We start from the raw sequence: 22,823 nt of genomic DNA, 5'->3' as shown, positions 1-22,823 counted from the left end.
TGGAACTCTATGTTAAGAAAAATATTCAGGTATACATGGCCACCGGCAATAGTTGCCATTATTATATTTTATTTATGTTGCCTTATCGCTCCAAAAGATGTTCCCGAGATCGATTTTTGTCTTTTTATCCCCACAGATAAGATTGTTCATTTTTTGATGTATTTTGGGCTGGCAGGAGTAGCTTCTTTTAATTATATCTACGATAAGCGAGGTAAAATTATTATACTAAAGCTTATCCTTTTCGCACTATTGGTTCCTATTATATATGGAGGCCTGATTGAGATACTTCAAAGTAAATATTTTCCCGGAAGAAGCGGAGATTGGTACGATTTTTTGGCTGATGCCTTAGGAGCAATTGCATCCCTTCCATTCTCGTTTTGGTTTAGACGATTTTTATTAAATAAAGAATTAAGAGAACAAGAAATATGAAAAAGCTTTCAATTATTTTATTTGTATTATTTACATCTGTAAATATATTCTCACAAGAAAACATTGACTATCAATATAAAGTAAAAGTTGGTGATATAGCTCCTGACTTTGAGATGAGCTTACCATCGGGAAAGACAATCAAACTGTCATCTCTCAAAGGGAAAGTTGTCATGCTACAATTTACGGCCAGCTGGTGTGGTGTATGCCGAAAAGAAATGCCACATATAGAAAAAGATATCTGGCAGAAACATAAAAACAACCCAAATTTCGCTCTATTTGGAATTGATAGAGAAGAACCCGCAGAAACAGTTCTAAAATTTGCGAAAGCAACAGGTGTAACCTACCCTATCGGACTTGATCCTAAAGCGGATATATTTGCAACCTATGCAGAAAGGGAAGCGGGCATCACCAGAAATGTTATTATAGACAAGGATGGTAAAATTGTGATGTTGACTAGGCTTTTCAAAATGGAGGAGTTCAACGAAATGGTATCGTTAATAGATTCGTTGTTAGCAAAATAAATACGGATATACAGTATAAAACCGTATAACTTTCATTTAGGACTATAACCAATGAATATAGTAATTATTAAATACAACGCAGGAAATATATTCTCGGTAGAACATGCTTTTAAGCGACTTGGCATCGAAGCTGTTGTTACAGGAGACAAAGAACTGATAAGAAAAGCAGATAAAGTAATTTTTCCCGGTGTAGGTGAAGCCAGTTCTACGATGCAACATTTACAACAAACAGGGCTGGACAAACTGATTCCTGACTTAAAGCAGCCTGTGTTAGGAATCTGCTTGGGAATGCAACTTATGTGTTCTCGCTCAGAGGAAGGGAATGTAGACTGCCTCAATATATTCGACACAGAGGTCAAACGATTTGTACCGCAAAAACATGAGGATAAAGTACCTCACATGGGATGGAACACAATTTCCAATGTGAAGAGTGACTTATTTGATATCTCTTTAGAAAACCAATTTGTGTATTTTGTTCACAGTTATTATGTGGCTATTAGCGAACATACAGCTGCTGTAAGCGATTATATACATCCCTTCAGTGCGGCGATGCATAAGGAAAATTTTTATGCAACACAGTTTCATCCCGAAAAAAGCGGTAGCGTAGGCGAAAATATATTAAAAAACTTTCTGAAAATAAAATAGGGTTTTCCCCCTCATGAAAAGGAACTATATATTTGAGGCTAACTTTGCAATTTATTGAGTATAGTAGTTTCTCTTTATATACTCTGATATCTTATTGATATCCACCGATGTTTGTCCCATTATATACATACACACGAGTTCACATTCTTCCATTTCGGTCAATTCATACTCCTTATGAGGGCTAGCTGCACGCCGCCTGATTATTTCTATGATTATTTTCTTTCTCAACTTCTGCATGACTATTTCGTCTTGCTTTGCCTTTTGATTTATGGTTCCATTCAGCGTGCTCATAATAGTTGTATTAGTTCATTCAGGTTCGTATTTGGCTAAGATAATGTAAAAGTTAATTACTTAAAAGAGATCGGAAGATGCTTTCTAACATAAAAGGAACACAGAAAAGTGATATGATATGATTCGTGCATAATTTGTATGAAAAAAGACATTATAAATTTTGAAAAAATAAAAATTGCCTCTATATTTGCAGTCTCAATTGCGAAAGTAGCTCAGTTGGTAGAGCACGACCTTGCCAAGGTCGGGGTCGCGGGTTCGAATCCCGTCTTTCGCTCAAATGTGACAAAGGTCGCATTTTTTTGTTTTAAAGCATGCGCACGTGGTGAAATTGGTAGACACGCTACTTTGAGGGGGTAGTTTCCGTAAGGATGTGCGAGTTCGAGTCTCGCCGTGCGCACACGAATATTTATACAACCTCATTGATTAACAATAGTTTTTCAATGGGGTTTTGTATTTGTAGAAATGCTTGTTGGAACAATCCGATAAAACCGAGATTGTAAAGGAAGGAAAGGAGTATATTGGGTTTGAGATTAGTTTGAAAGAATAATATACTGAGAGGGGTTATTCTTATAGCGGATTAGAGATTCTTAATTATTAGTCTTCGTATTACATATTACAAATCCGATTGGACGAGAGAAAATTTGAAAGGGCATAATTTATGAAATATTTTTTCTGAATTAAATAGAATAGTCCATAAATTAATTACGGACTACTCTCTAGATCTTAAAGATAAAAAAGATTAATCCTTAGGAACAAATACAATACATTGGATTTTTGCATACATAATTTTTACCGTCACAAGTACAAAGTTCCGTTCCAGCAGGACACTCTTGCTCTGGATCTTGTGTATGATCACCACCTCCTAGAATCATTTTCATCTCATTCTCATTCATTAATTCTACATTTTGAGAAAATTTTAATCCACTTAATTTTTTCATATTTTTATAAATTGAGGTTTGCATTACAGATTTTGTTCATAGTAAGTAACTGATTTACTATACTACCGTCCTGTAATTTAGCGATAGTTTTGATTTATAAATAAATTTCTAGAATATCACCTTCTTTATTATTGAATTTTATTCCGGCATTTTCTATATTATAGCAGAGATCATCTTGGGATAGTCTATACAAATTATTTTTATGTGGAAGTTCATTACACAGGAGAGATGAATAGATACTTGTATATTGAACATTTAGAAGTATGAATAAATCAGTAAGGATATTATTCATCTTTTTTGTATGAATTATTATATATTTCAACATAAATATAATAGAATATGATACTAAAGAATATTCAACTATTAATAATGATATAAAATTAGTTTAGCAATATTAACATTATACATAAATCAATCAATGTGTTAATTATATGTATTTTCTTTAGTAAATGTTAAAACTACAGTCCATAACTTTTTTAACCAAAATAATTTTAATGTTTTACAGCATATTCTTATTTGTATTTATTGGAATAAAGAATCTTCCTACTGCGAAATAAAGGTTATTAAGGGGAAATCGTTCCTTATAAATAAGATACAGATAATATGAAGAATCCTGCAACTATAAGGAGTATATCATTTATTGCTTCTAGCATATTTGTTTTTATAATAGCCATACTTTTTGATTATAGTCATGCAAGCGGAGAACAGTATTTTCTTACAATAATTATTAAAGGGATTTATCTTTAATCAAACTTATGCTCGGCAACGTATATTTTAAGTGGAGTTTTATTAAAAAAATGAGTTTTACATCATAAAATTATATATATGCTTTTCTTTATTTTAATTTTTGGATGGATGATTTTTATATTATTTTTTAATTATAAATAACTTGTAGTGTATTAATAAAATCTTAATATAGGGAAAACTTAGAAAAATCACGGTTAATTATTAAAAAAGAATAATTAGCGTACATTTTTGAGATTCATTATCCTAAAGTGAATAAAATAAGAATCTTGGGAAAACAAATCAGAAGGAATAAGGAAAACATTTTATTTGCACCTCTTCCTTTTTAAATTCCGAAACAAAAAATTTACTGTAAAATTTGTCTCTATATATAATTAACTTATTTAGGATGAACTATTTGACAATAGGAGAATAAACAAGTCTGAATTCGAAAAAACACACTATCAATTCATTCTAATTTGTTGCTAATACCCCACCTGTATTTCTCCAATTCGGGCTATGTCCCTCTTTTGTTATCTATACGAATATGGCTAATCCACTAACCAATAATAAACCATTGTTTCGGACGTATTATTGCTAATTTTAAATATTTAATTATGAACATAATAACAATCAAGGTTACTAAATTTATTTTTTTCTTCCGGGCTATTAATTTATTTGTCCAAGACAGCAACAGGCAAACCATCAAGTCTGCATTGTCAAGGATACAATACATCTGAATTAAATAACAGCAAAAGAATTTTGTACCTTTGTTCCAACTAAAAGTATTGATCTTTCAAAACTATTTAGCATAAACCCTATTCTAATATATAGTCTGATGAAAAGCAAGATCTTATTTATAGGCATATTCATTATAACTTTTAACGCATATTCTAACGACCTGAAATTCTATAATATAAACAGTCTATACAATATTTCTATGCGGGAAACTTATTCCGTGTGTCAGGATATAAATGGATTTATCTGGTCTTCTTCCAAAGCAGGAGTTGTGAGATTCTCTGACGGGAATTATAAAACCTATCAGCTTCCAAATGCAACACCAAACTATATTTCATTGAATCTTGCCTATACAGATTCTGCGTTATTCGCTTACACAAACAATGGGCAAATATTTTTGTATGACCAATTATTTGATCGCTTCAATTCATTCGTCGATTTGAGGAAATTACTGAAAAGCAACTTTATAGATGTGACCAAAATAATAGTCGATGACACTAAGAACTTGTGGATTTCAAGCAATAAAGGCTTATATGTTTACAAAAAAAGTAAACTGATAAAAGCTAGTCTCGAATCAAGCATAGTGAACTTTATCGAACAAAAAGCCGACTCAGAGCTATTTATTGCGACAACAGGGGGGATTTCCATTTTGAACAAAAATACATTGAAATGCGTCTCTATTTGTCGAGTAAAAAGCAATATCCATATCACAACTCTCTTTTACGATAAGGAGGCCGACCTCTTATGGGTTGGAACATTTTCCAATGGTTTATTCTGTTTTAATTTGAAAACCAACAAATTATCAAGAACTAATATTGAAGATTTTCCTAATCAACCAATTTTAGCTATCAAAAAAAATTATGATTCAACTTTATTGATTGGAATTGATGGTCAGGGCTTGTGGAAATTATCCGAAGATGGGAGTAAAGTATTGAAAATAGATAAAGGAGACGACAATAATCCTTTTTCAATAAATGGCGATGGAGTGCATGATGTTTTTTGCGATAATCAAAAAAGGATATGGGTTGCAACCTATAGTGGCGGCTTGTCTTTTTGCGAACAAGACTTTTCGTCTATTATTCATCTGACTCATAACATCAATGAAAACAACTCTTTGATAAACAACAATGTAAATAAAATATTAGAAGACTCGAAAGGTGACATTTGGTTTGCCACGAATAACGGAATAAGCCGGTGGAGAGTGGCTGCAAATAGATGGGATACCTATTTTCAGAACAAAAAGGGACAGGCTCAAGTCTTTTTGTCTCTTTGCGAAGATAGCCAGGGGCGTATCTGGGCAGGAACATACGCTTCAGGATATTATATTTTAGATAGAAACAGTGGCAAGCAGCTAATTCATTATTATCAAAGGGAAAATATGAATCCTAATGGAAAATTCATTTATGATATACATAGAGACCGGGATAACAATATCTGGGTTGGGGGACTACAAGATGTAATGTGTTATCTGTCTAAAGAAGGACGAACTCGAATGTTTGACCCCCAGCCTGTAAGATTCTTTCTAGATTTCTCTGCGGCTAAAATGCTTATTTTTTGCACCTACGGTTTGATTTGCATGGATAAAGTTACTGGTAAAGTTACTCATTTCGGAGATTACTTCGGGCAGGATGCTATAATAATCGGGGATAATATATGGATTGGGACAAATGGTAGTGGATTAATCTGTTATAACTACAAGAAAAAAACTGTGCACGAAATTACTACCGAATCAGGACTTCCTTCTAACTATGTGAACAGCATTATTTACGACAATGGCTATCTCTGGTTAGGCACTGAAAACGGACTTTGCAGATTCAATTTATCAGATAATAAAATCTATACATATTCATCTATTCTCTCATTATCAAGCTCATCATTCAATGCAAACGCATGCTTAAAGCTAAAAAATGGGAACTTGATATGGGGTACTAATAAAGGTGCTTATATCTTCAATCCCAAAACATTGCATCAAAATCCATCAAATGGACGAATATATATTCAGGACATGTACATTTCCGGGAAATCGATAAGAGAATACCCCCAATTATTAGATGGAGTCCTTGTTGATAAAAAGGAAAATATTTACTTGAAACACAACCAAAACTCAATAACACTCGAAATTATTCCAATAGCCATCAACTCTCGTGAGTCAAAGATTTCTTGGAAAATGGATGGAATTGACAAAGAATGGAATATCCCATCCAAGAATCAGGTCATAAATTATTCAAATATACCAAGTGGCAAGTTTCAACTCAGAATAAGAATGTATGATAATTCATTTACAAAAATTGTGGATGAACGTGTACTCAACATACATGTGTCACCTCCGTTTTGGGCTACATGGTGGTTTTATTTACTCATTTTTTCGCTGATTTCGTATATCATATACATATCTTTCAAATATTATATCAATTATCTGAAGCAACAACACGCTAATGATAAAATTAATTTTTTTGCGAACACTGCTCACGATATACGTACAGCTCTGACTCTGATTACGGCACCGATTGACGAACTTAACAAAGCACCGGAATTGAGTGAAAAATCTCGCCTTTTCTTGCACATAACATCGAGCCAGTCAGAAAAGTTATTGCAAATAACCAGCCAACTGCTCGATTTCCAAAAAGCAGACAAGGAGAAAGAACAGCTCTTTCTTACAATAACGGATTTGGTAAAACTTGTTTCTCAAAGAATACAAATGCATAGAGCTTCATCTGATAAAAGAAATATAGAACTAACCTTTACCAAAAACGCAGAGATTTATTACTCGGATGTTGATGAAATTAAAGTTGAAAGAATTATCGATAATCTTATTGTAAATGCCATTAAATATTCTCATGCCGACAGCAAAATTGACATCAAGCTAATCTGTTGGGATAATCAATGGGAATTAAGTGTAAAAGATTATGGATTAGGAATTTCAGAAAGTGATCAGAAGAAACTGTTTCGTGAATTTTACAGAGGAGACAATGTAATCAACTCCAAAGTAATCGGATCAGGAATCGGGTTGTTATTAGTGAAAAAATATGTATCCATGCATAAGGGGAATATTGTATTTAATAGTAAAGAAGGCGAAGGTTCGCTATTTGAGGTAGTGATTCCACGTAATTCAGAAAAAGTCAATGATCAAAAACAGCTAGATTTACCAAATAACTCGGAAGATACCACTTTAACAAAAATAGAAACACAAGATAAAAAGAAGACTCATATATTGATTGTTGAAGATAATGATGAGCTGCGGGATTTTTTAAGATATTCTTTTCAGGAAGAATATAAGATTTCTATTTCGATAAATGGTTTTCAAGGATGGAACTTGATTCAAAAAGAAACACCGGACTTAATCATCTCAGATATTATGATGCCTGACATGAATGGGTTAGATCTGTGCAAACTAATAAAATCTACATTTGAAACTTCCCATATTCCGGTAATTCTACTAACAGCTCTTTCTGAAAAATCAGACCAATTAACCGGACTCGGACTGGGAGCGGATGATTACATTACGAAACCATTTGATATGAAAATATTATCTCAAAAAATAAAATCGATTATCAAAAACCGTGAGATAGTCAAGGATAAAGCCTTAAGATTTATTTCCCAACCCGAAGATGGGCAACAAATATTTGCAAACGAGCATAATGACCAGTTTATAAAGAAGGCTTTGGAAGTGATTCATTCAAATTTAAGCAATCCCGATTTTGGGAAAGCCGAATTCGCTTCAGCATTGAATGTCAGTTCTTCACTTCTATATAAAAAATTAAAATCATTAACTGGACAGTCGCCGGTTGATATGATCAGAGTTGTTCGTCTAAATGAAGCTGTAGAATTACTCAAGACCCAGAAATATACCGTCACAGAAGTAAGTGAACTTTGCGGATTCTCCAGTAGTAGTTACTTTGGGGTTGTTTTTAAAAAACAATTCGGAAAATCGCCAACAGAATTTTAGGATTTACTATAGCAATATACACACATACTACTGACGAATAAACTAACTTTGCTTATATCTATAATCAATTGTATATCAACTAAAAACATCTTCACACCTTGAGTTTTGATCAATTGAAAGCCAACCTTACCATACATTATTAACCAAAAGAAGATTTTCAATAGCGTTCATTTATATCTAAAACTGAGAATGAAATACTCAAATTTTAGAAGCACTTCGTTGTTTATAAGATTATTTTTGAGCAGATAAATCTTCTTAGATCTAATGTATCATGAAATCCGTCAAATTAGTTTTTCTACTTTTTGTATTGGCCGGTAACATATTTGATCAGAATCAGGCTGCCACCTTGGAATCACTTAAAGCATCCCAGGCTTCCTTTTCACAAGTGATAGTAAATAAGCAAGTCAAAACAGATAAATCTGATTTTACGGTTACAACCATTAAATCTGTTGCAACTCTACATTACGATCCGGCTAATATTGAGCTTGAGCAAAGCAGAAAACAACTGGAAAATTGCACGGAGATAGACTTGAAACAAATTAAAAATAGAGAAAGTAAAAACGGACATACCATTCGTTTGATCGATGGTATTGGTTACGATTGGTATGTATTGCAATTAGGTGAAGCAATAGAACAATCAGCAGACCCTAAAAACCTTGATGGAACTCGTGTGGAATATGAATTTTCTGATGTAACATCCGATTCTGTTACTGTACACGTTTACAGCTTACCATTTTGGGCACTTCATAAAGGAAAGAGTAGCCGCTACGGTATTTCTGTTGATGGAAAACCTGTATTTGTATCACAAAGCGATCACAAAGAGTATTCGGAAACGTGGAAAGATCGCGTACTACAAAATGGGATGGTTACTATCGCAGGATTTGCTGTAAAAAAATCGTTGTCAACCCATACACTCTCACTTACATGCGGCGATCCGGAGATGATGATTCAACGGGTGGTGATTGATTGGGGCGGATTAAAGAAAACGTATGTAGGACCTTCGTTAACTAGATAAAAACAGTAATTATATAACTTAATTAAAATAATAATGAGAACAAAGATTGGAATTATGATTTTAGTCGGAGCATTAACGTTTAGTGTCAATGCCCAAGAATCGAAAATACACATTAAATCAACATTGCCGGATAAACTACCTCCGATACCTGCTGTTCAAAAACCACTTGGAATTGATACAGTACCTATGGGCGATTCAAGAACTTTTTCCGAGATACAGCTTGACATACCTGTTACTCCCGGTCCTTTTGAACCAAACTGGGAATCCATTGAGAAGAATTACCCGGGTGAACCTGCATGGTTGCGTGAAGCAAAATTTGGTATCTGGGTTCACTTCGGACCTCAATCGGCTGGCGAGAGTGGCGACTGGTATGCCCGAAATCTCTATAAACAAGGGCATTTAGCCAACAATAATCATTTGAAAGGGTTTGGACATCCTTCAGAAGTGGGTTACAAAGATGTACTGAAAACATGGAATCCAAACAAACTCAATCCGGCTGCTCTTGCAAAATTATACCAGGAGTCGGGTGCTCGTTTTTTAATGATTCAAGGTGTGCATCACGACAATTATGATATGTGGGACTCGCGTTACCAACCTTGGAACTCGGTTAATATTGGCCCAAAACGCGACTTTATTGGCGAATGGGCCAAAGCTTGTCGTGCCAATGGAATGCGTTTCGGTGTTACCTTTCATCACGAATATACCTGGTGGTGGTGGCAGACAGCTTTTGGTAGCGATACCGAGGGCGACAAAAAAGGCATTCCTTACGATGGGCATCTTACCCTTGCCGATGGAGAAGGAAAATGGTGGAAAGGTTACGATCCCCGTTTGCTTTACGGAATTGATTTGCGTGAATATAAAGGCGTAACCAAAGCGGCAGCATCCGGTTGGTCAGCACCACCGGCGGGTATTTTCACCAATCATATTGAATATGCCAAATGGTACACCACGCAATGGGCATTACGCATGATGGATGTGGTAGAGCATTATGACCCTGATTTCATATATACCGATGGAACAGTCCAAGGGCCTTTTACCGGAAATGGCACAGGAACCGGAATTAAAACCAATGCTATGCCCTTGGTAATGGCTGATTATTATAATCGTACACTTAAAAGTCGTGGAGAAGTAAATACTTTTAGTATTGTAAAATTCCGACATAAAACAAACGGGACAGTAAATACTGAAGAGTTTGGAATTCCTGCTCCTATTAAAACGGACCAACCTTGGATTGGAGAAGCTCCCGTAGGCGATTGGTTTTATGCTCCCAATTTTACCTACAATTCCGGTATGATGATACGATATATTATTGAAGCAATAGCCCGCGACGGAAATGCCGCACTTTCTATCCCTATCCGTCCCGATGGATCATTAGAAGATGAATGTATTAAAATGCTCAAGGAACTTGGTATTTGGATGAAGCGCAACGGAGAAGGTGTTTATGGAAGCCATGCGTGGAAAATACCGGGTGAAGGAGAAATGGTGGATGGCAAATTGAAGATATTACCTGGTGGCGCTTTACAGCGTAAACATGCTGAATTTAAATTCGATGCGCAGGATATTCGTTTTACGGTCGGCAAAAACGGTTCACTCTATGCTTTCTGCATGAATGTACCTGCAGCAGGCTCTTCAGTTAAAATCAAATCACTCGGAACTGGTGCTGAATATTTCGGTAAAACGGTAAAATCAGTACAACTACTGGGATATAAAGGCAAATTGAGTTGGAAACAAGAAGTAGATGGCTTAACTGTTATCTGCCCGAAAGAAATGCCTTATGCTACATCGGTGGTGTTTAAGGTTGATTAGCCGATCAAGTATTAAGTAATATATTATGAGCATTATAGAAAAATGAAATTGACTAAAATAATATTGTTTGTCACGATTTGCCTGTTGAGTTTCAACTCATTTGGTCAATCGTGGACTGCCGACAACCGAAACGGTACTTATACCAATCCCTTGTTTTATGACGAGTTTTCCGACCCAGACATTATCCGGGTAGGCGATGATTTTTACCTTGCAGGTACTACCATGCATTGTATGCCGGGGTTGGTTGTTTTGCATTCGAAAGACCTTGTAAATTGGACTTTCATGAGTTATGCCATCGATTCTTTGTCGTTGGGACCTGAATTTAACCTTCGAAATGGAAAAGAAGCTTATGGTCAGGGTGTTTGGGCTCCATGTATCCGTCACCACAACGGCATGTTTTACATTTTCACCAATGTGAACAATCATGGAATGCAGGTTTACATGGCGAAAGACCCCAAAGGCCCATGGACACATAAATCCATGAATTCCAAAATTTATGACTTGTCAGTTCTTTTCGACGATGATGGAAAAATATATGCGGTATATAACTACAACGAGGTTCGAATGGTGGAATTAAAGGCTGATATGAGCGGCGTCGTAGAAGGAACAGAGAAAGTGATCATACCGGCGGGCAATAACATGGGCGAAGGCCATCATATCTACAAAATAAAAGGGAAGTATTATATTATCAGTGCTAATTATGCACCATGCGGGCGTATGCAATGTGCCCGAGCCGATAACCCTTTTGGACCTTATGAAACAACTGTTATCAGTGCCAACGAAACCATGGGTTTTCAGGTGGGTTGGTGGGCATCCAATGTGTATATGGGCGACTCGCAACTACCTGAGCCTGGTTACAAATTTAAACTTTCCCCTCCGGGAGGAAACCGTTATGGCGCGGCACCGCTTCATCAGGGCGGTATTGTTGATCTGCCCAATGGCGATTGGTGGGGATGGTCCATGATGGATTTTATGTCGGTAGGCCGTACAACCTGTCTTTCGCCAGTGACATGGCAGGAAGAATGGCCTTACTTTGGGTTGCCCGGGAACCTGGGACGTTCGCCACGTACATGGATAAAACCCAATGTAGCGGCAACCACAACGCCATCGGCTCCGTATCTGCGTAGCGACGATTTTGCGGGACCAAAACTTCAACCGGTGTGGCAATGGAACCACAACCCTGTTAATACTAAGTGGGAATTAAACAAGAAAAAAGGCTCGTTACGCCTTCGAACCCTGCCTGCCAAAGATTTTCTTTGGGCAAGTAATACGTTGACTCAGAGAGTTGTGGGCCCGGAATCGTATGCTACGGCTGTTTTGGATGCATCGGCTTTAAAACAAGGGGATTATGCAGGTTTGGCTTATTTGAATATCCCTTATGCCAGTCTCGGCATTTTAAAAACGAAAGATGGTTTCATCCTTCGCTTTTACGACCAATGTACCGACAAAACCATTGAGCAAAAGTTAGCTGTTGATAAAATAAATTTAAGGGCTACAGGTGATTACGAAAAAGACATTTCCCAATTCAGTTACAGCATCGACGGAGAAGAGTTCATGAATATTGGTGATTCGGTACGCTTGCCTTATCAAGCTAAAACATTCCAGGGTTCACGATATGCTTTATTTGCTTACAATACAACTGGTGTTGAAGGCGGATATGCCGATTTCGAAGACTTTAAACTGGTGGAGCCCTTGGCCGACCGTTCGAAGAATATTCCTGTGGGAAAGATCATTACGCTGACCAATTTGGGCACCGACCAATTGGTGTGGGCCAACCCTCACGGAATGATGCACTCGCAAGGAAAAAATTCGAGTGAAGCAACAGGCAAGGGTGTTCAATTTAAAGTTCACGACCGCGACAAAGGACAGGTTGCTCTCGAAGCTCTAAATGGAACCGGTTTTCTCACCGTAGTAGGCATTGGCATTTCGGGCGACGTACGGTTGATGAAAGAAGAATCGAAGGGCAGTTTGTTTCAATGGCAGGACATGTTGCATAACCAATGCATGTTGTTGTCTCTGAAAACCAATCGTTTCATAGGACTGACTCCCGACTCTACTGAGCCTTATGCAGCCGATCGTCCGGGAGCACTTCCCAACCGCAAAGACGGAACCGTGTTTGTGTGGAAAGTACTAGAATAATAACAGTCTTATATGCAAAAAGCTATAATCTACCAATTTCAGTAGAACGGTTACAGTAAGGTTTGCTCTTGGATCTTTTTATTAATTGTTCTTTTGGGCTTGCTAAAAGCCCAATAGTCCTATTTTTAAAGCTAAAAAACAACTGTTTTTTCGGTGGGATACCTATCCAAATGTCCCCAAATTTGGTGAAGGATTTTGGCTTCAAATGATTAACGGCTTATGCGTTCTTTCCTACTCATCAAGTTTGCTTTCTAAAGAGGTGTTACTAAAACAGAAAATCAGCAACGGCAATTTGTAACCGAAGTTTAGCCTTAACCAGTGGTATTATTTTGATCGATTAGTGAAATGAGCCATTAAAAAATTACATTTATTTCTTAATGGCTCATTTTTTTACTTCACGTATTCAGCGAATACATTTAGAGGCAAGCGGACCTTTGCAGCATTGACATAAGGATCTTTTTGCGCATCACGGTAGCCCAATGCAAGTAAAACCACACTTCTCAACCCCTTTTCACGAAGTCCTAAAACTTCGTCAAATCGGACCTGATCAAAACCTTCCATAGGAGTAGAGTCCACATTAAGTTCAGCAGCAGCAACGAGGGCCGTCCCCAAGCCGATATAGGCTTGCTTAGTTGCCCAGATAACATTTTCTTCCTGCTTCCTTCCGGTGACAGTGGATACAAGCATATTTCGGAATTGCTCCAACGCTTCTACCGGAAGCCCCCGTGTATATGCCATACGCTGCATGTACTCATCAATGTGAGACACCGAAAGGTTTTCTATCGCTGCAAACACCAACAAATGCGAAGCTTCGGTAATTTGGGGATTAAATGTACCTTCACCCAATTTCCGGCGGATTTCAGGGTTCTCCACTACAATAACACGGTAGGGTTGCAACCCGGCCGACGAAGCCGAAAGATTAGTGGCTTCCAGAATAATTGTCAAATCTATTTGGCTGACCTTCTTGTCTGCATATTTCTTAACGGCGTAACGCCATTTTAATGATTCTGCTAAGTTCATTTATTTATCTGTTTTATTTGTTTATAAACCAATTCTATAAATTAATATCTCCTTCTAGAAGCCAAATACTTCTTTGATTCCCTCTTCCAGATCAGCAGGTTTTCTGCCCAAGAGCTTTTCAAGATCATGAGTAACAATTTCGTATTGTCCGTTTTTAATATCTACGTTGAATCCTGCCACTACGAAAACAATGAAATCATCGACACCCGCAGCTTTCAACTGTTGAGTGAAAACTTCCGTTTCTGCCGCAGTGTAAGTTACCTTTCTGCCTGATACTTTGGATAGAACATTCGCAACATCCTTATAGGAATACATCTCGCTTCCGGCAATCTCATAAATCTTATTTTCATGCCCGTTCTGCACCAATACATTAGCTGCGGCTTCGCCCATTTCTCGTCTGAGGGCAAAAGGCACTTTTCCACTCCCTGCCGGTAGATAAAATCCGGTTTCAAATACCTTTTCGCCCGCATAAAACGGCAATGTATCCATATAGAGGTTGTTGCGAAGAAAGGTATAAGTAAGTCCGCTCGCACGAATATAATCTTCTGTTTTGAAATGGGCATCGAGCCCTTCTACAACGGATGCTTCAATGTTTCTGTGCGAAATTCCAGCAAACACGATATGTCTTACTCCGCTTCTTACTGCAGTATCAACAACTCTCTTATTTTGCTCCAAACGATGAGGAGCAATGGTGGGAATCAGTAATATTTTGCTGACACCCTCCATCGCCTTGTCGAGCGAAGCCTGATCGTCAAAATCTCCGATACGCACCTCTACGCTCTTGTCGGCAAAATGCCGGGCCTTTTCCTCGTCTCTTGCAAAAATAGCGAATTCGTCGGTAGGTAGGTGTTTCAGCAGTTTTCCTACCACTGCTCCTCCAAGCTGCCCTGTTGCTCCTGTTACTAAAATCATAATAGTTAGTTTAATAATTAATATTTACCTTTAATATGCCGCAGTAAATCGCATTTGATGGTGCTTTGGATTTTCTACTTCGTCTGCAATTATTACAGCCAAGTCCTCGCCGGAAAGTATGTTTTTTCCGTCGTCATCCATTACCGGATAATCGGTTCCTAATCTGTACTTCCCAGTTCTACCGATAGTTATACCTTGGTGCATATCTATCGCCGGACTAAAAAATGCCCAATCTAATTCTTTCTCTTCCTTGAGAATATCAAGATAATCGCGCGCAGCCTTAGCTCCCGGAAGAAAAGGATTGTCCTGGGGAAAGGTGTCTACTAACTGAGTACCATCCAACAGATACAAACTTCCTGCCCCGCCAACGGTAATAAAACGCTTAACGCCCGATTGTTTTACCGCCTGCTGAATGGCTTTTGAACCATTGATAAAATCTTCATAGATGTTCGGGTTTGTCCAACCACCACCAAATGCACTTACTACAACATCATGTTGTTTTAAAATTTCAGCCAATGCTTCTACGTTTTTAACATCGGCTGCGACATACTTCAGATTGTTCTTGTCCGATACTTTTTCATTTCGGGAAATACCGGTTACTTGTATATTTCTACTTATCAATTCATTGACAATGTGGCTTCCCACAAATCCGGTGGCTCCAATAACAACTACTTTCATACTTTATTTGTTTTTAGATTACAGTCTTTTTGTTCCATTAGTCTTAGCTAAATCGCCAAATTTTCCTTTTGATAAAATGTTCTCTGTTGACCGTTAATTAGATTTACCTTGAGGGTCACAAACAACACCATCGCTTACCTTCAACATGACTGAAGGATTATCCTTATGCCATTCGGCAAAAGATTTTTCCAAAACTTCAAGAAATACTTGTGGATCTTGTGCTCCCGAAACAGCATATTTTCTGTTAAATACAAAAAAAGGTACGCTACGAATTCCAATTTGCCTTGCTTCGTTAATCTCGGATTCTACATCATTGGCATATGTTTCATTTTCCAAAACAATTTTTAGCGCATTGGTATCCAAACCGATACTTTCTCCTAATTCTATCAGCGTCGCCATATCATCAACGTTTCTTCCATCGGTGAAATAGGACTTGAATATCAGTCCTTCCGCTTCGTTTTGTTTGCCATGAGCCTTTGCAAAATGAAGAAATTGATGTGCCCTGAAAGTATTAGTAACTATCGCCTTATCAAAATTGTACTCCAATCCTACCTGCTTGCCCATGAATGCCGCCTGAGCATTCATCTGCTTGGCCTGCTCCAAGGAAAAACCTTTTGTTTCGGCCAAAATCTGATCGATGTTTTTATCTAATTGTGTGGTTAAATCAGGCATTAACTGATAACTTTTCCATTCTATTTCTATATTGCTTCTTTCTGAGAATTGATTCAGCGCCGTTTCAAATTTTGTTTTACCAATATAACAAAACGGACATACCACATCGCTCCATATTTCTACTTTCATTTTTTGATTTCTTTTTATTATTCATATAAAATTTCATTTCAGATTTACTTGTCCTCGCAAGGATAACACACTAAAACCACTAATAGCAGATTATACAAGAAATAAATTCCGATAATATTACCGATATAGTTTTAGTGTGACAAAATTAGTGTATATTTGCTATTCTTTTTATAGTAGTATACTATAGTATATCGGTATACAAAAGTATAGTATCAGACTGTTAAACTATTATGGACCTAGAAATGATGGATTTTGAAAGTATTAAAGAATGCCCACAATCATTCATGTTAGCAATAAACGACACTATTAATGTGTTAATGGGAAAATGGAAACTACCGATTATGGCTGCACTGATTTTTGGGAAGAAACGCTTCAAGGAACTTGAAAGAGAAATTCCGAAAATTACGCCCAGAATGCTTTCGAAAGAATTGCGTGATCTGGAAATGAACGGCATGGTTAAACGAACTGTTTATAATACTATTCCCGTAACTGTAGAGTATGAATTTACCGAATCGGGGATAGCATTCAAAAAAGTATTAGACACAATGGTAGAATGGGGATTGGAGCACCGTAAAAACATGTTAAGTGCGGGAGACTGAGGATGTATTTGCCTATCAAAAAAAAGCTGTTTTTACAAATCTTTCCAAGGTGAATATAGGAATGAACCTATCCCAATATAAAAAATGATAACTCTTTTTCGTGATTTCTGATAACCCCTTTAAGTTGGATTAAATTAGAAGTCTTGTATGTCTTTTATAGGGGACTCTGTACTTTACACAATGCGTATGCAAAAGGCTTTGTTATGTTCTATTAGATAAATCATTCTCTACAACCTGACCTATTCCGTTTCTGCTGACATTTGAGTTTCTGCTTTCAGATGAGCATCGACCAATAGCTTCCCAGAGGGACTAGGAGACTTAATTAAAGGTATTGAAGCAGGTAAGTTAGATGACTAAATTATTAATGCTTCAAAGAAGAGCACAAAAATATAAAGGGCAGTTTCTATTATTTATTTTTTATATAATACTTTCTGTTTTTAATCCAATGGGTAGCGATGCGAACAGGCTCGCCGGAGTCCGAGAATGTAAGATTATGTCCCAATGTTGAGAATAGGCAGTACTCGTAAGGTTTGCCTTCAACCTTAAGCGTATTTAGACGTTCTATTGATAATCTTACCGGGATTTGTATATCCTTCTCGCCAAAAAGCCAAAGCCCCGGAGTTGAAAGTTTGTTTAGTGTTTCGTAAGAGTCTGTGTCGATAAACTTGTAAGATTCTATTTTATACTGCTCATCAAAGCGACTATTGTGATGCAAACTTTCACGAGCCTCAGCTTCGGTATGGGAATTCCAAAAATCAGGGTCACCATTTGTGAAAAACTGAAATCGTAGTTGCTCAAGTGTTGAAATTATAGGACCACTAAACAGCACCATGAAATTGACAGATGAATTATTGCTTGCAGCAATAGGAATGATCCATCCTGCCTGACTAAAGCCAACTAAACCAATTGGTATGTTCTTGTTTCGCTCATGAAGTGTATTTATGGCAGCATTTGCATCTTTAGCTAATAGTGTAAGATTGCAGGAGTCAACATTATTCGTGCCCACCTCCGGACCCATATAAGTTCCACCCGATTCACCTACTCCTCGCTTATCGTAGGTTAATACTGAAATTCCATTTTGTACTAAAAGGGATGCAAATTCATTCATTCTATGCTCCTGCCCCGAACCATGTACTAAAACTACCGCAGCATCCGAATGTTGAGGTGTGTAGATCGTGCCGGCCAGAGTTATTCCCTCGCTCTCAAATCTGATATTCTCAGTGGTAACTTCCTGCGATTGAGCTTTTATATGATTTAATGAGGTTAAAAGTAATAGCAGGATGAAGGCTCTTCGATTAAGAAACGGAGGATTCCTTAATCCTTCAATGTTTTTAAAGTAATTTATTATAGTATTTTTATTAATCATATCTTCTGTGTGTTTTTAGTTATCTTTTTATTCTTTATAATTATAGGACACAGCATATATAAAAAAGGTTACAAGTCTTTCTAGAGTTATGCAATTTAATTTATATTTGTTACAATAATATAGAGTGAATTTGTTGATAAAATATAAGAATGGTATATGACGTACTTTAAATTACTTATAGTTTATGTTTTGTCCTTATTTCTATTATATGCATGTATGACTACTAGTAAGTCGTATACAGAAAAAGAAATACTAGAAGAACTTGATTCTACATTTTATGGAGTCACAGGTAGATATATTACCAATAAGAGTGACTATTCATATATATTTTTTCTTGACTTAGAGCATGGATATTCTAATACTGTAGGAAGTCGCATTCATTTATATGCAGATGCGAATAGATGGGCTGTTGTTTTTGAAAAGAGTGCCTATCAGAATAGAAGCGGATATGCTGATATTGAGTTGGACTACGTGGGCAACTGTATCGAATACATTAAAGAATCCTCTTATGAGGATAATCGAATATCTAATATGGAGTCTGTCATTCTTATTCCCAGTGACGAATTTGCACGTATTAGTAAAGTGGGAGGAAAGAACGAATTGTTTGAACTTGTTAGTCTCAAATCTGATAGTGTAAAGGTGAGAGGAGAGATGGTAAAAATAGAACATGATCCTTCCCTGTATAAAGCTTTAGGAATACAACCTAACGAACTTTCCAGTTCTGATGAATCGATTGGCTTTCCCCAGTTGATTCGATACCTTAATGAAGTAAATCCAGATCTATTAAGGGCAAGAGAAATCGAAATCAGACGATATATTCCCAAAGATATTCCTAAGATAATGGTTATAGACGAATTCCATTTTTCAAGCTTCTACAACAAAAGTATTCCTCCAAGTAAGCAAGAAGTATATCAATTAATAGCAAAAATTTTGGTCAGTAGAGATTCTGCACTTTGGAAGCCTACACAAAAACCAAATAACCATTGGAGTAATTGGGAGTCTGGGTATTTATAAAGTGTATCAATACATATTTCGCTTATATCCCTAAAGCAATCTTTCCTTTGTGATTTTTATATATAAAAATTGTCTAATATAGAAGCAGTCACCTTTAAGAGTAATTTCTTCAGAGGGAAAAAGTGACAATAAATAATATGCTGATACCTGTTACTTTTGTTACTTTTTATGTTGGGAGAATTGCTTTGGTTGCTGAATATGAGATCGTAGCACGAACTTTGATAAAAGAAAATAAAAAGCTGTAAAACTGCTTTTTAATGATAAAAATAATATATTTTTGAAGAAAGAATATTAACTCAAAAAATATCAGGTATGGGACTTTTTGATAAGCTAAGAAATGAATTAATAGATATTATCGAATTTTTAGATAATACGCAAGATACTATTGTTTATCGTTTTGAGAGGTACAACAACGAAATAAAAAACAATGCGAAACTGATTGTTCGCGAAGGACAGATAGCCGTATTTGTAAATGAGGGCGAAATCGCCGATACTTTTACACCCGGCACTTATACGCTTAACACTCAAAACCTGCCGATACTCACTACGCTGAAAGGATGGAAGTATGGATTTAATAGTCCGTTCAAGGCAGAAGTCTATTTTGTGAGTACAAAGAACTTTATAGACCAGAAATGGGGAACTAAGAATGCCATAATTTTAAACGATAATCGTTTTGGAATGGTCGAAATAAGAGCATTTGGGATGTACTCATTCAAGATAACCGATGCCCCTGTGTTTATTAGGGAGATCGTTGGAACGAATCAGACCTTTACTACCGACAATATCAAAGAACAGCTGAAGAGTATTATTGTTACCCGCTTTTCGGATGCCGCAGCAGAGTCAAACTTGCCGATAGAATCGTATGCCGCTAACCTGAATGAACTTTCGGAAGTTATATTCGGCTATATGAAGGATGATTTTGGTGCATACGGTATGGATGTAACCAAATTCCTGATAGAGAATATCTCTATGCCTGATGAGGTGAAGAAAGAGATATTCGAACTTAGCCGCCTTGATAAAATAGATTTGGATAAACTGACCAAAATGAAGGCTGCAAAGGCTATGGAAGCGGCTGCCGAAAACCCTTCGGGTACGGCCGGTATGGGAGTCGGGCTTGGTGCAGGTATGGCAATGGCCAATCAGATGGTGCAATCGATGGCTAACCAGACACATCCAGCAAATCAAAATCCTTCGGGACAAGCTGTGCCACCACCACTTCCGGGTGCTGCTTCTTACTATGTGGCAGTGAACGGGCAGCAAGCAGGCCCTTTTGATAAGGCTGCATTAGTAGAACTGTCAAAGAGCAATACACTGACCCGTGATACTTTGGTTTGGAAAAGCGGATTGGCAGATTGGGCTCCGGCAGGAAATCAGCCGGACTTGCAAGACCTTTGGACAATGACACCTCCTCCTCTGCCAAAACAAGATTAGGATATGGCGGATAACTTTCAAATTACATTGAATGGCAGCGACACATATCAATGTCCGCAATGTGGCGCTGCTCTTAAATACAAACCGGGAACAGATTTTCTTCACTGCGATTACTGCGGGATGGATACTCCCATCAATAGTAAAAAGGTTGATGACGTACAGGAGCTTGATTTTGATACGTATGCAGAACAAGCGGAGGTATTAAATACTAAAGCCACGAAAGTAATCAGTTGCCGTACTTGCGGTGCAGAATCTACTTTCGACGAAAGCATGAAGTCTGTAGAGTGTCCTTATTGTGCAACACCGCTGATTGTATCGGATGCCCACGAGGAACGCCTTGTTCAGCCATCGTACTTGTTGCCGTTCAAGATTTCTGATAATGAGATCGGGAGCTATATGTCTGTTTGGATATCCAGACGATGGTTTGCTCCCAATAAATTAAAGTCGAGGGCTTTGTACGATCGCAGACAACAGGGTGTTTATATCCCTTGTTGGACTTACGATGCTCAGACCGAGACGGATTATACCGGCGAACGAGGAGATGATTATACCACCACGGTAGGAGTGGGTAAAAATCGTCGTACCGAGACACGCACACGTTGGAGTGATGTTAGCGGGCATATTTCTTTGTTCTTCGACGATGTTATGATTCCTGCATCCAAAATTATCACAACACAAGTGATGACCGAGATCAGCAATTGGGATATGATGAACATGGTAGAGGCAGATAATCGCTTTCTTAGTGGCTTTATTACAGAGAAGTATAATATAAATATGCAAACCGGATATGTGGCAGCCAAAAGTAAGATGGAGTCGGATATTGACTATGCTATCTGTCAAGATATCGGAGGTGATAGGCAACGTATACATTCTAAAAAGATGTCCTTTAGTGATGTGAAATTCAAGTTGATATTGTTGCCTGTGTATATGTCGTCTTATACATATAACAACAAGCTATATCATTTCTTTGTGAATGCACGTACGGGACGTGTAACAGGCGACAGACCATATAGTGTTGCTAAAATAGCTTTGGCTATTACGGCGGGTCTTATATTACTGGCTCTGTTTATTTGGTTCGTGAATAATTATGGATGATAAGGGGGTAGGTGTCTGAATTGTATAGTTATAGACTGAATCCTATATCTAGTTGTTGATAAAGTACCTGACAACTTCTCTAAAGAAAAAGAAAGACAGGATAATTGCAACAACTAGTTTCATTATGATTCCGGCTAAGAAGCCAACAAAAGCACCAAAGCCCGCCTTCAGTGCGACACTGAACTCTTTATTGTCCAATATCTCTCCTATTACAGCACAGACAAAAGGGAGGACAATAAAACCCCAGGGAGGAAAGATGAAAAGACCTAGTACCATCCCTATAGCACTTCCCCATACACCGTACGAACCCCCTCCCAATTTTTTAGTACCCCAAATAGGGATGTAATAATCTAATAGTTGGACAATTATGATAATTATACCCCAAGCAACAAGAAATTCTGTGGAGAAATTTATTTTGGACGTAAATTGTAACAGAATAATTGCGATGTAATTTAGCGGAACTCCCGGTAAAGCGGGTAAAATACACCCGATAATCCCGATGATGACAAGGACTGTTCCGATTGTAATAAGAATAAAGTCAAGGGCCATATTGTTTTGTTATGAGATTTGGTAACTTTGTTTAAATGGTTGATTCTAAAAGTATATCATTCAGAGTATTGTTGTATTTATTCATTATTAATATGAACGAAAAGAGACCATGTTTATGATCTCTCTCTTTTAATACTCTATTCGACTCCTTTTTTTACTGTACCAAG

The 22,823-nt window shown here is 37.2% G+C and carries 19 protein-coding genes and 2 tRNA genes; 13 read left to right on the top strand and 8 right to left on the bottom strand.

Annotated elements, in window-relative coordinates; all coding sequences use genetic code 11:
* Positions 1-9: 9 nt before the first annotated feature.
* The 3 genes from PKC55_RS02190 to hisH are packed head-to-tail and all read left to right on the top strand — an operon-like array spanning position 10 to position 1,595.
* A complete protein-coding gene (locus PKC55_RS02190; protein ID WP_252638870.1) occupies positions 10-429 on the top strand; it encodes a VanZ family protein in 420 nt (139 codons plus the stop codon).
* On the top strand, positions 426-950 hold the full coding sequence (locus tag PKC55_RS02185; protein ID WP_291130270.1) for a TlpA family protein disulfide reductase: 525 nt from the start codon (positions 426-428) through the stop codon (positions 948-950). Before PKC55_RS02190 ends, PKC55_RS02185 begins: the two co-directional genes overlap by 4 nt.
* Before the next feature lie 51 nt (positions 951-1,001).
* On the top strand, positions 1,002-1,595 hold the full coding sequence (hisH, locus tag PKC55_RS02180) for an imidazole glycerol phosphate synthase subunit HisH (protein ID WP_291130265.1): 594 nt from the start codon (positions 1,002-1,004) through the stop codon (positions 1,593-1,595).
* 51 nt (positions 1,596-1,646) lie between these two features.
* Here hisH and PKC55_RS02175 read toward each other — a convergent pair whose 3' ends face one another.
* Positions 1,647-1,886 carry a hypothetical protein gene (locus PKC55_RS02175; protein WP_283686099.1) on the bottom strand — a complete coding sequence of 80 codons (240 nt, stop codon included), beginning with the start codon at positions 1,884-1,886 and terminating at the stop codon, positions 1,647-1,649.
* Positions 1,887-2,087: 201 nt separating this feature from the next.
* Here PKC55_RS02175 and PKC55_RS02170 point away from each other — a divergent pair.
* Positions 2,088-2,160 (top strand) — tRNA-Gly (locus tag PKC55_RS02170).
* 39 nt (positions 2,161-2,199) lie between these two features.
* Positions 2,200-2,283, top strand: a tRNA-Leu gene (locus PKC55_RS02165).
* A gap of 349 nt (positions 2,284-2,632) precedes the next feature.
* Here PKC55_RS02165 and PKC55_RS02160 read toward each other — a convergent pair.
* Positions 2,633-2,824 (bottom strand): TIGR04149 family rSAM-modified RiPP, encoded by a 192-nt coding sequence (locus tag PKC55_RS02160; protein ID WP_283686098.1) that lies wholly within the window; start codon positions 2,822-2,824, stop codon positions 2,633-2,635.
* 1,561 nt (positions 2,825-4,385) lie between these two features.
* Here PKC55_RS02160 and PKC55_RS02155 point away from each other — a divergent pair.
* The 4 genes from PKC55_RS02155 to PKC55_RS02140 all read left to right on the top strand — a co-directional run bounded on the left by PKC55_RS02155 (position 4,386) and on the right by PKC55_RS02140 (position 13,191).
* Positions 4,386-8,231 (top strand): hybrid sensor histidine kinase/response regulator transcription factor, encoded by a 3,846-nt coding sequence (locus PKC55_RS02155; protein WP_291130261.1) that lies wholly within the window; start codon positions 4,386-4,388, stop codon positions 8,229-8,231.
* Positions 8,232-8,502: 271 nt separating this feature from the next.
* Positions 8,503-9,246 carry a hypothetical protein gene (locus PKC55_RS02150; protein ID WP_291130258.1) on the top strand — a complete coding sequence of 248 codons (744 nt, stop codon included), beginning with the start codon at positions 8,503-8,505 and terminating at the stop codon, positions 9,244-9,246.
* Between the two features lie 33 nt (positions 9,247-9,279).
* Positions 9,280-11,052 carry an alpha-L-fucosidase gene (locus tag PKC55_RS02145; protein WP_291130256.1) on the top strand — a complete coding sequence of 591 codons (1,773 nt, stop codon included), beginning with the start codon at positions 9,280-9,282 and terminating at the stop codon, positions 11,050-11,052.
* 42 nt (positions 11,053-11,094) lie between these two features.
* The gene (locus PKC55_RS02140; protein ID WP_291130253.1) at positions 11,095-13,191 is read left to right on the top strand and encodes a glycoside hydrolase family 43 protein; all 2,097 of its coding nucleotides are present in this window, start codon (positions 11,095-11,097) and stop codon (positions 13,189-13,191) included.
* A 390-nt stretch (positions 13,192-13,581) separates the two neighbouring features.
* On the opposite strand, the gene PKC55_RS02135 is transcribed toward PKC55_RS02140, so the two are convergent.
* The 4 genes from PKC55_RS02135 to PKC55_RS02120 form a co-directional block, all read right to left on the bottom strand.
* On the bottom strand, positions 13,582-14,211 hold the full coding sequence (locus PKC55_RS02135) for an NAD(P)H-dependent oxidoreductase (protein ID WP_291130250.1): 630 nt from the start codon (positions 14,209-14,211) through the stop codon (positions 13,582-13,584).
* A 54-nt stretch (positions 14,212-14,265) separates the two neighbouring features.
* Positions 14,266-15,123 (bottom strand): SDR family oxidoreductase, encoded by an 858-nt coding sequence (locus tag PKC55_RS02130; protein ID WP_291130247.1) that lies wholly within the window; start codon positions 15,121-15,123, stop codon positions 14,266-14,268.
* Positions 15,124-15,153: 30 nt separating this feature from the next.
* Complete coding sequence (locus PKC55_RS02125) at positions 15,154-15,801, bottom strand: NAD(P)-dependent oxidoreductase (protein WP_291130244.1); 648 nt, start codon at positions 15,799-15,801, stop codon at positions 15,154-15,156.
* A gap of 93 nt (positions 15,802-15,894) precedes the next feature.
* Positions 15,895-16,602 carry a DsbA family oxidoreductase gene (locus tag PKC55_RS02120; protein WP_291130241.1) on the bottom strand — a complete coding sequence of 236 codons (708 nt, stop codon included), beginning with the start codon at positions 16,600-16,602 and terminating at the stop codon, positions 15,895-15,897.
* 230 nt (positions 16,603-16,832) lie between these two features.
* Between PKC55_RS02120 and PKC55_RS02115 the strand changes: the two genes are divergently transcribed.
* Positions 16,833-17,201 carry a winged helix-turn-helix transcriptional regulator gene (locus PKC55_RS02115; RefSeq protein WP_291130239.1) on the top strand — a complete coding sequence of 123 codons (369 nt, stop codon included), beginning with the start codon at positions 16,833-16,835 and terminating at the stop codon, positions 17,199-17,201.
* 406 nt (positions 17,202-17,607) lie between these two features.
* On the opposite strand, the gene PKC55_RS02110 is transcribed toward PKC55_RS02115, so the two are convergent.
* The gene (locus PKC55_RS02110) at positions 17,608-18,567 is read right to left on the bottom strand and encodes an alpha/beta hydrolase family protein (protein WP_291130236.1); all 960 of its coding nucleotides are present in this window, start codon (positions 18,565-18,567) and stop codon (positions 17,608-17,610) included.
* A 216-nt stretch (positions 18,568-18,783) separates the two neighbouring features.
* Here PKC55_RS02110 and PKC55_RS02105 point away from each other — a divergent pair, with 216 nt between their 5' ends.
* From PKC55_RS02105 to PKC55_RS02095, 3 genes are all read left to right on the top strand, one after another.
* Positions 18,784-19,581, top strand: a complete 798-nt coding sequence (locus PKC55_RS02105) for a DUF7003 family protein (protein ID WP_291130234.1) — start codon at positions 18,784-18,786, stop codon at positions 19,579-19,581.
* Between the two features lie 312 nt (positions 19,582-19,893).
* Positions 19,894-21,012, top strand: coding sequence for an SPFH domain-containing protein (locus PKC55_RS02100; protein ID WP_291130233.1), 1,119 nt, complete (start codon positions 19,894-19,896; stop codon positions 21,010-21,012).
* Between the two features lie 3 nt (positions 21,013-21,015).
* Complete coding sequence (locus PKC55_RS02095; RefSeq protein ID WP_324371645.1) at positions 21,016-22,107, top strand: TFIIB-type zinc ribbon-containing protein; 1,092 nt, start codon at positions 21,016-21,018, stop codon at positions 22,105-22,107.
* A gap of 48 nt (positions 22,108-22,155) precedes the next feature.
* Here the strand turns inward: PKC55_RS02095 and PKC55_RS02090 are convergent, their stop codons facing one another.
* Positions 22,156-22,656 carry a DUF456 domain-containing protein gene (locus tag PKC55_RS02090; RefSeq protein WP_324371643.1) on the bottom strand — a complete coding sequence of 167 codons (501 nt, stop codon included), beginning with the start codon at positions 22,654-22,656 and terminating at the stop codon, positions 22,156-22,158.
* Positions 22,657-22,823: the final 167 nt, after the last annotated feature.

The organism is Dysgonomonas sp. (assembly GCF_035323175.1).
Lineage (GTDB): Bacteria > Bacteroidota > Bacteroidia > Bacteroidales > Dysgonomonadaceae > Dysgonomonas.
Note: the sequence above shows the minus strand (reverse complement) of the source record. Positions and strands in the feature narration are given on the sequence as shown.